Origin of the sequence: Streptomyces sp. NPDC127190 (assembly GCF_042672505.1) — a bacterium.
Classification (GTDB): domain Bacteria; phylum Actinomycetota; class Actinomycetes; order Streptomycetales; family Streptomycetaceae; genus Streptomyces.
On sequence record NZ_JBHXVE010000020.1, the window covers coordinates 136,764 to 145,892 of the forward strand.

Consider the following 9,129-nt stretch of genomic DNA (forward strand, 5'->3'; position numbering starts at 1 on the left):
CGATCGTGTGACAGCAGGGGCCATGGACAGGTCAGGGACCACAGAGACTGAATAGGCTCCGAACACCTTCTCCGAACGGACTTGCAGTCCAGACGACTTGGAGCTGACGTGCACCGCAGAATCATCGCGCCGGGCGCACTGGCGGCGGCCTCCCTCCTGCTGGCGATCCCAGCATCGGCCGCGAGCTACTCCCCCGGCGCGCCGGGCATCGGCGACCCCTACTACCCGTCCTACGGCAACGGCGGCTATGACGTCTCCCACTACGACCTGCGGCTGCGGTACCAGCCGGCGACGGACGAGTTGGACGGCACGGCGACGATCCTGGCCCGGACCACGCAGGACCTGTCCAGCTTCGACCTGGACTTCCTGCTGGACGTCAGCGAGGTACGGGTCAACGGCAGCGCGGCGGCCTTCGCGCACTCCGGCGAGCACGAGCTGGTGATCACGCCGAAGACCCCGCTGAAGAAGGACACGCCGATCACGGTCGTGGTGCGCTACAGCGGGGTGCCGTCGACGAAGAGCGCGTACGGCTTCACCACCTGGCACCGCACCCCGGACGGCGCGGTCGCCGCCGACGAGCCCGAGGCCGCCTGGTGGTGGTTCCCGAGCAACGACCACCCGCTGGACAAGGCCACCTACGACGTGTCGGTGGCGGTGCCGGACGGCACCCAGGCCATCTCCAACGGCACGCTCCAGTCGTCGAGTTCGAAGCTGGGCTGGACCCGCTACAACTGGCGGGAGAACAAGCCGCAGGCGACCTATCTGGCCACGCTCGCCGTCGGCAAGTTCGACATCACCACCGGCACCTCCGACGGCGGGGTGCCGATCGTCAACGCCTACAGCAAGGACCTCGGCGACAACGACGGCGCGGCGCGGGCCAGTGTGGAGCGCACCGGGGAACTCGTGGACTGGCTGAGCGGCTATTTCGGGCCGTATCCGTTCAGCAGCGCCGGCGGCTATGTGCCGAACACCACCACCGGGTACGCCCTGGAGACGCAGACCCGGGTCTACTACAGCCCGAAGCAGTTCGCGAACGGCGCCAACACCTCCGTCGTCGTGCACGAGCTGGCCCACCAGTGGTACGGCGACGACGTGTCGCTCAAGGGCTGGAAGGACATCTGGATCAACGAGGGCTTCGCGCGGTACGCGCAGTGGCTGTGGTCGGAGCACGAGGGCGAGGGCACCACGCAGGAACTCGCCGACTACGTGTACGCCTCGCACCCGGCCGACGACCCGTTCTGGACCGTGAAGCCCGGTGACCCCGGTCCCGACGACCAGTTCGACATCGCCGTCTACGACCGGGGCGCGCTGGCCGTGCAGGCGCTGCGCAACGCGGTCGGCGACGATGCCTTCTTCGCCATTCTGAAGGGCTGGCCGGCGGAGCACGCGTACGGCAACGCCTCGGTGGCCGACTTCGAGAAGTACGCGGAGCAGGTGTCGGGCAAGCCGCTGGACGCGCTGTTCGACACCTGGCTGTTCCAGCCGTCGAAGCCGGCGGCGCCCGCCGCGCGCTCCTTCGCCGCCACGGGTGCGACGGGTGCGAAGGTCACGCAGCCGAAGTCGTGGAAGAAGATCGAGGCCACGAACGACGTGCGCTGAGTCTCACCCGGCCGGCTCCGCCGCCGCTTCGAGGAGCCCGTCCCGGTCTATCGCGTCCGCGCGGACGGCCGGGACGGTGCACGCGTACGCGCCCGCGATCGCGCCGTAGCGGGCGCACCGCTCGTGCGGCTCGCCGCTCAGCCGGCCGTAGAGGTAGGCGGCGGCGAAGGCGTCGCCCGCGCCGTTGGAGTCCACCACCGGCGCGGGCGGGACCGCCGCCGGGATCCGGGTCAGCTCGCCGTCGGCCAGCAGATGGGCGCCGTCCGCCCCGGCGGTGGCCACGACCGCCTCGGCCCGGCCCCGCTCGGCGATGCGCCGCATGGTCCGCTCGGGGTCGGTGAGGGCGGCGGCGGAGAGGAAGACGAGGTCGGCGGTGTGGGCGAACGGCTCGTGGTAGGGGTTCTCGCCGTCCCAGTCGTGCAGATCGGTGGAGAGCGGTACGCCCGTCGTGCGCAGCACCGGCAGGGCGTCGGCGCAGGGCTGGGTGAGGGTCACGTGCACATGGCGGCTCGCCGCCGCCAGCTCGCGCAGGATGGCCTCGGGGAAGCGGTCGCCGGGGCGGACGCGGGTCGTGTCGTACAGGGAGAGGCGGCGGCCGTCCGGGCCCACGAGGTTGACCGCGCGCTTGGTCCCGGCGGGCTGCGGGAGCGCGGTCAGCCCGATGCCGTGCGCCTCGTGCAGGGCGCGGACCAGCTCGCCCTCGGGGTCGTCGCCGAGCAGGTCGAGGTGGTGGGTGCGCAGGCCGAGCGCGGCCAGGCCCAGGGCGACGAAGTCGCCGGTCTGCCCGGCGCGGGTGCGGATCCCGGAGCCGATCATGTAGCTGTCGGCGTACGGCAGGGGCAGTTCCGGGACGTGCACGATGGTGTCCACACCCGCCCCACCGAGCACCAGCACATCGTTCCGCCCACTCATCCGCGGCCCTCCTCGTGGTCGTAGACCGTCACGGCGATCCCCCGCCGTACGAGCCGTTCGGTGATGAGCGGCTCTACGCGGGACCACTTGCCTCCCGCGAGGCCGCAGCCTATGCGGGGCATGTGCACGGAGGCGCCGAGTTCCGTCACGCGGTCCGCGAGCCGGCCGAGGGCGGTGTCGATGGCCTCGTAGCGCACCGGGACGCCCTTGCTGCCGGCCCTGATCCCGCGCTGGCCGACCATGTTGGCCACCCACAGGTAACGCTCCACCTGGACGAGTTGCACCGCACCCAGCGCGAAGTCGTTCCGGGCGCGGTCGCGGTGCCAGGCGCGGTAGGCCGCCTCGGGTTCCGGCCAGCGGCGGGAGAGGGCGAGGACGAAGCCCTTGCCCCAACCGCCGATGTCGTTGCAGACATGGGCGATCACCTTGGTGCCCTTGGCGGACGGAGTGGTGGCGTCACCTCGGATGTACTGGGCTTCCGACATGACGCCACCGTAGGCGATGCCACTGACAGTGGCGGTGAGCTGCTACTTCGTCAGCTCGGAGGGCTCCTGGGCGGTGCTCTCGGACACCCGGCGGCGGACGCCGAACCAGCCGGCGACCAGCATGACGGCGATGACCGGGATGAGCAGGATGGTCTTGCGGCCGACGTCGGGGTCGTTCCACATCATGCCGAGGCAGACCAGCAGGAAGGCGATCGTGGCGATCTCGGTGACCGGGCTGAACTTCAGCTGGAAGTGCGGCCGGGTCGCCAGGCCGGCGCGGGCCCGGCGGACGAAGATCATGTGGCAGACCATGATGATCACCCAGGTGCTGATGATGCCCAGGGAGGCGATGTTCAGCACGATCTCGAAGGCCTGGCTGGGCACCAGGTAGTTCAGGCCGACGCCGAGCACGCAGACGGCGCAGGTCAGCAGGATGCCGCCGTAGGGCACCTGGCTGCGGTTCATCCGGCCGGTGAACTTCGGCGCGGAGCCCGCCATGGCCATGGAGCGCAGGATGCGGCCGGTGGAGTACAGACCGGAGTTGAGCGAGGACATGGCGGCGGTCAGCACGACCAGGTTCATCACATCGCCGGCCGCCGGGACACCGATCTTGGAGAGCACGGTCACGAACGGGCTCTCGTCGGCGGAGTACACCGAACCGGGCAGCAGCAGCGCGAGCAGCACGACCGAGCCGACGTAGAACAGGCCCACCCGCCACATGATCGAGTTCACCGCGCGCGGGACGACCTTCTCCGGCTCGGCGGTCTCACCGGCGGCCACGCCGACCAGCTCCAGCGCGGCGTACGCGAAGATCACGCCCTGCATGACCAGGACGACCGGCATCATGCCGTGCGGGAACAGACCGCCGTGGTCGGTGATGACGCTCAGACCGGGGGTGTGGCCGTCGACCTTGTGCTGGGTGGCCAGCAGGAAAATGCTGATCAGCATGAAGCCGACGATGGTGGCGACCTTGATGATCGCGAACCAGAACTCCATCTCGCCGAAGATCTTCACCGAGATGAGGTTCACCGCGAGGACCACCGCGAGCGCGATCAGCGCCAGCACCCACTGCGGGATCGAGGTGAAGAAGCTCCAGTAGTGCGTGTAGAGCGCGATGGCGGTGATGTCGGCGATGCCGGTGGTCGACCAGTTCAGGAAGTACATCCAGCCGGCGACATAGGCACCCTTCTCACCGAGGAACTCGCGCGCGTAGCTCACGAACGACCCGGAGGACGGGCGGTACAGGACCAGCTCACCGAGGGCGCGCACCACGAAGAAGGCGAAGACACCGCAGACCAGGTAGGCCAGGGCGAGCGCCGGACCCGCGTTGTGCAGACGGCCGCCCGCGCCCAGGAGGAGCCCGGTGCCGATGGCGCCACCGATGGCGATCATGTTGACGTGCCGGGCCTTGAGGTCCTTGCTGTAACCGGCGTCGCCCGCGTCCGCGGGCGTCTGGGGCGCCTGGGGAGGGGCGGCGGCCTGGGCCGACTGCACGGCGTCCTTGCTCACGGTGGTACCACTTCCTGGTGGGCCCGGACCTCGTGGGCCCGGGTGTCCGTACTTGCTCGGCCCGCACCCCGCCGGTGGGCATCGGTACAGACCAAGGCAGCAGCTTCCCAGAGGGTTGTCCGGATACGCGGTGATCCACGCCACAGAGCGGCGTTTCTCACAGGATCTTGACCGGTTTCACAGTTCCGGTGAGACAGCGATACTGCTGCACATGACGACCGACACTGGGGAGCCCGGCACCGGGGAGCCCACCCTCACCGTCGACGAGCTGGCCGCCCGCGCCGGTGTCACCGTCCGCACCGTCCGGTTCTACGGCAGCAAGGGGCTGCTGCCCCCGCCGGCGATCGGTCCGCGCCGGCGGGGGCACTACGGGCCCGAGCATGTGGCGCGCCTCGCGCTGATCGAGGAGCTTCAGCAGCAGGGCATGACCCTCGCGGCGATCGAGCGGTACCTCAAGCAGCTGCCGCCGGATCTCGGCCCGCACGACCTGGCCATCCATCGCGCGGTGGTCGCGTCCTGGGCGCCGGACACGGTCGAGACCGTGTCGCGGGGCGAACTCGAACGGCGCGCCGGACGCCCCCTCTCACCCGAGGACATCGAGTGCCTGACGGCTATGGGCGTGGTCCGGGAGGAGGACGAGGGGATGCTCCGGGTCGACTGCGGGCTGCTCCGGCTCGGCGTCCGGCTCCTCGACGCGCCACTGTCGCAGGACGCGATCCGCGCGGCGCGCGGGGTGCTCATGGAGCACTCGCGCGCCGCGGCCCACGAACTGGCCCAGCTCTTCCGCGGCGAGGTGGCGGAGCGGGACACCCGGGATGTGAAGTCCCTGTCCGCGCATATGCAGCCGCTGGTGGTGCAGGCGCTGCTCACGACCTTCCAGCGGTCGCTGCGGGAGGAGCTGGGCGAGTGGCTCGGCGGGTCAGGGGCGGACTGAGTCGCTGAACGGCTCGCCCTTCCCGGCCTTCTCCACCAGCAGCGCGGGCGGGGTGAACCGCTCGCCGTAGCGCTCGGCCAGCTCGCGCGCGCGGGCCACGAAGCCGGGCAGACCGCCTTCGTAGCCGTTGATGTACTGGAGCACGCCGCCCGTCCAGCCGGGGAAGCCGATGCCGAGGATCGACCCGATGTTGGCGTCGGCGACCGAGGTGAGGACGCCTTCCTCCAGGAGCCGTACGGTGTCGAGCGCCTCGGCGAAGAGCATCCGCTCCTGCATGTCGTGGAACGGGATCTCCTGGCCCGGCTTGGTGAAGTGCTCGCGCAGGCCCGGCCAGAGTCCGGCGCGCCTGCCGTCCTCGGTGTAGTCGTAGAAGCCCGCGCCGCCGCTGCGGCCGGTGCGGCCGAACTCGTCCACCATGCGGTCGATGACCGCCTCCGCCGGGTGCGCGGTGTAGGTGCCGCCGGCCTCCTCCACCGCCCGCCGGGTCTCGCCGAGGATCTTGCGCGGGAGGGTCAGGGTCAGCTCGTCCATGAGCGAGAGCACCTTGGCCGGGTAGCCGGCCTGGGCCGCGGCCTGCTCCACGGAGGCGGGCTCCAGCCCCTCGCCGACCATGGCGACGCCCTCGTTGATGAAGTGGCCGATCACGCGGGAGGTGAAGAAGCCACGCGAGTCGTTGACGACGATCGGCGTCTTGTTGATCTGCCGGACCAGGTCGAAGGCGCGGGCGAGGGCCTCGTCGCCGGTTCGCTCGCCCTTGATGATCTCCACCAGCGGCATCTTGTCGACCGGCGAGAAGAAGTGCAGGCCGATGAAGTCGGTCTGGCGCTCGACGCCCTCGGCGAGCGTGGTGATGGGCAGGGTGGAGGTGTTGGAGCACAGCAGCGCGTCGGGCGCGACCACGGACTCGATCTGCTGGAACACCTTGTGCTTGAGCGCGGTGTCCTCGAAGACGGCCTCGATCACCGCGTCGCAGCCCGCGAGGTCGGTCACCTCGGCGGTGGGGGTGATGCGGGCGAGCAGCGCGTCGGCCTTCTCCTGGCTGGTGCGGCCCTTGGCGACGGCCTTGGCGCACAGCTTCTCCGAGTACCCCTTGCCCTTGAGGGCCGCCTCGACGGTGACGTCCTTCAGGACGACGTCGATGCCCGCGCGGGCGCAGGCGTAGGCGATGCCGGCGCCCATCATCCCGGCGCCGAGGACGGCGACCTTGCGGACCTGGCGGGGCTCGACGCCCTTCGGGCGGTTGGCGCCGGAGTTGACGGCCTGGAGGTCGAAGAAGAACGCCTGGATCATGTTCTTGGCGGTCTGCCCCGTGACCAGCTCGGTGAAGTAGCGGGTCTCGATGGTGCTCGCGGTCTCGAAGTCGACCTGGGAGCCCTCCACCGCGGCGGCGAGGATGTTGCGCGGGGCCGGGTAGGGGGCGCCGCTCGTCTGCTTGCGCAGGCTGGCCGGGAAGGCGGGCAGGTTGGCGGCGAACTTCGGGTTGGCCGGCGTACCCCCCGGGATCCGGTAGCCGGGGACGTCCCACGGCTGGTGCGACTCGGGGTGGGCGTCGATGAAGGCGCGGGCCTTGGCGAGCATCTCCTGCGGGGTGGCGGCCACCTCGTGCACCAGGCCGGCCTCCAGGGCGCGCCGGGGGCTGTACTGGGTGCCCTGGAGCAGCACCTTCAGCAGCGCGTCGGTGATGCCCATCAGCCGGACGGTGCGGGTGACGCCGCCGCCCGCGGGGAGCAGGCCGAGCGTGACCTCGGGCAGGCCGATCTTGGAGCCGGGGGCGTCCAGGGCGATCCGGTGGTGGGAGGCGAGCGCGATCTCGTAACCGCCGCCCAGGGCCGCGCCGTTGACGGCGGCGACGACGGGCTTGCCGAGGGTCTCGATGCGACGCAGCGCGCTCTTGATCTCGGTCGCGGTGTCGAAGACCTGCTGGGCGTCCTCGGGACCGGCCTTGATCATGTCCTTGAGGTCGCCGCCCGCGAAGAAGGTCTTCTTGGCGGAGGTGTAGATGATGCCGCGGATGGAGTCCTTCTCGGCCTCCGCGCGCGCGGCGACGGCCTGGATGGAGGCGCGGAACGCCTGGTTCATGGTGTTCGCGGACTGGTCGGGGTCGTCCAGCACGAGGGTGACGACACCGGTGTCGTCCTGCTCCCAGCGGATGGTGGTGCTCTCGGTCATGACAGTCGTCTCCGTTGAAGTCGCTTGTTTCCGCGGGGAGTTCAGATGCGTTCGACGATGGTGGCGATGCCCATGCCACCGCCCACGCACAGGGTGGCGAGGCCGTAGCGCTTGTCCTGGCGCTCCAGTTCGTCCACGAGGGTGCCGAGGATCATGGCGCCGGTCGCGCCGAGCGGGTGGCCGAGGGCGATGGCGCCGCCGTTGACGTTGACCTTGTCGAGGCTGAGGCCCATGTCCTTCACGAAGCGCAGGACGACCGCGGCGAACGCCTCGTTGATCTCGACCAGGTCGATGTCGTCGATGGTGAGGCCGGCCCGGCTGAGCGCCTTGCGGGTGGCGGGCGCGGGTCCGGTGAGCATGATGGTCGGCTCGGAGCCGGAGACGGCCGCGGAGACGATCCGCGCGCGCGGGGTGAGACCGTAGCGCTCACCGACCTCCCTGGAGCCGATCGCGACCAGGGAGGCGCCGTCCACGATGCCGGAGGAGTTGCCCGCGTGGTGGACGTGGTCGATCTTCTCCACCCAGTGGTACTTCTGGAGCGCGACCGCGTCGAAGCCGCCCAGCTCGCCGATGTCCGCGAACGACGGCTTGAGCTTGGCGAGGGAGTCGGCCGTGGTGCCGGGGCGCATGTGTTCGTCGTGGTCGAGGACGACCAGGCCGTTGCGGTCCTTGACCGGGATCACCGAGCGGTCGAAGCGGCCCTCCTTCCAGGCGGTGGCGGCGCGCTCCTGGGACAGGGCCGCGAACTCGTCCACGTCCCGGCGGGTGAAGCCCTCGATGGTGGCGATCAGGTCGGCGCCGATGCCCTGCGGCACGAAGTTGACGGCGAGGTTGGTCATCGGGTCGTTGAACCAGGCCCCGCCGTCGGAGCCCATCGGCACCCGGGACATGGACTCCACACCGCCCGCGAGGACCAGGTCCTCCCAGCCGGAACGGACCTTGGCCGCGGCCAGGTTGACGGCCTCCAGGCCGGAGGCACAGAAGCGGTTCTCCTGCACGCCCGCGACCGTGTCCGGAAGTCCGGCGGCGATCGCGGCGATCCGCGCGATGTCGGAGCCCTGGTCGCCGACGGGGCCGACGACGCCGAGCACGATGTCGTCGACGGCGGCCGGGTCGAGGCCGGGGAAGCGGTCGCGCAGCGCGTGGATGAGGCCGACGACCAGGTCGACGGGCTTGGTGCCGTGCAGGGCGCCGTTCGCCTTGCCGCGGCCGCGCGGGGTGCGGATCGCGTCGTACACGTACGCTTCGGTGCTCACTGGAGTGCCTTTCGGGAGGGTGGGCCGAGCGGGGGCGGGGTCGCCTGGGTCGGTGGGGTCAGTCGCCGTCGGCGGCCGGGGGGTCGTGCAGCGCGGGTACGGCCCAGTCCCGGGCCACCGACTCCGTGTGCGCGCCGGGCAGGGCCGGTCCGCCGCGGACGGCGGCGGGGGTCGCGGAGAAGCGGGGGGGGGGGGCGGGGTGGGTGTTTGCGGGGTGGGTGAGGATTGTGGCGCGCGCGGCCAGGTGGGGGTGGTGCGGGGGCTC

At 70.9% G+C, this 9,129-nt stretch carries 7 protein-coding genes and 1 pseudogene; 2 read left to right on the forward strand and 6 right to left on the reverse strand.

All coding sequences use genetic code 11. From position 1 onward, the window contains the following. The first annotated feature begins 108 nt into the window (after positions 1-108). Complete coding sequence (locus ACFVIU_RS27920; protein WP_385845858.1) at positions 109-1,599, forward strand: M1 family metallopeptidase; 1,491 nt, start codon at positions 109-111, stop codon at positions 1,597-1,599. Positions 1,600-1,602: 3 nt separating this feature from the next. Here ACFVIU_RS27920 and ACFVIU_RS27925 read toward each other — a convergent pair whose 3' ends face one another. From ACFVIU_RS27925 to ACFVIU_RS27935, 3 genes are read right to left on the reverse strand one after another with little or no spacing between them, the layout of a single operon-like run. Beyond that, a complete protein-coding gene (locus ACFVIU_RS27925; protein WP_385845859.1) occupies positions 1,603-2,511 on the reverse strand; it encodes an adenosine kinase in 909 nt (302 codons plus the stop codon). After that, positions 2,508-2,996, reverse strand: a complete 489-nt coding sequence (locus tag ACFVIU_RS27930; protein ID WP_385845860.1) for a macro domain-containing protein — start codon at positions 2,994-2,996, stop codon at positions 2,508-2,510. The genes ACFVIU_RS27925 and ACFVIU_RS27930 overlap by 4 nt, the downstream gene beginning before the upstream one ends. Before the next feature lie 42 nt (positions 2,997-3,038). Next, positions 3,039-4,505: an amino acid permease gene (locus tag ACFVIU_RS27935; RefSeq protein ID WP_385845862.1), complete on the reverse strand. Its 1,467-nt coding sequence runs from the start codon at positions 4,503-4,505 to the stop codon at positions 3,039-3,041. A 211-nt stretch (positions 4,506-4,716) separates the two neighbouring features. Here ACFVIU_RS27935 and ACFVIU_RS27940 point away from each other — a divergent pair, with 211 nt between their 5' ends. After that, positions 4,717-5,439 (forward strand): MerR family transcriptional regulator, encoded by a 723-nt coding sequence (locus ACFVIU_RS27940; protein WP_385845863.1) that lies wholly within the window; start codon positions 4,717-4,719, stop codon positions 5,437-5,439. Here ACFVIU_RS27940 and ACFVIU_RS27945 read toward each other — a convergent pair. The 3 genes and pseudogenes from ACFVIU_RS27945 to ACFVIU_RS27955 form a co-directional block, all read right to left on the reverse strand. Beyond that, entirely contained in the window at positions 5,425-7,608 is a 2,184-nt protein-coding gene (locus ACFVIU_RS27945) for a 3-hydroxyacyl-CoA dehydrogenase NAD-binding domain-containing protein (RefSeq protein ID WP_385845864.1), read from the reverse strand. The genes ACFVIU_RS27940 and ACFVIU_RS27945 overlap by 15 nt on opposite strands. 41 nt (positions 7,609-7,649) lie before the next feature. Beyond that, positions 7,650-8,864 carry an acetyl-CoA C-acetyltransferase gene (locus tag ACFVIU_RS27950; RefSeq protein ID WP_385845865.1) on the reverse strand — a complete coding sequence of 405 codons (1,215 nt, stop codon included), beginning with the start codon at positions 8,862-8,864 and terminating at the stop codon, positions 7,650-7,652. 58 nt (positions 8,865-8,922) lie between these two features. Then, positions 8,923-9,129 (reverse strand): annotated as a pseudogene (locus ACFVIU_RS27955) (CoA transferase); the annotation flags it as partial.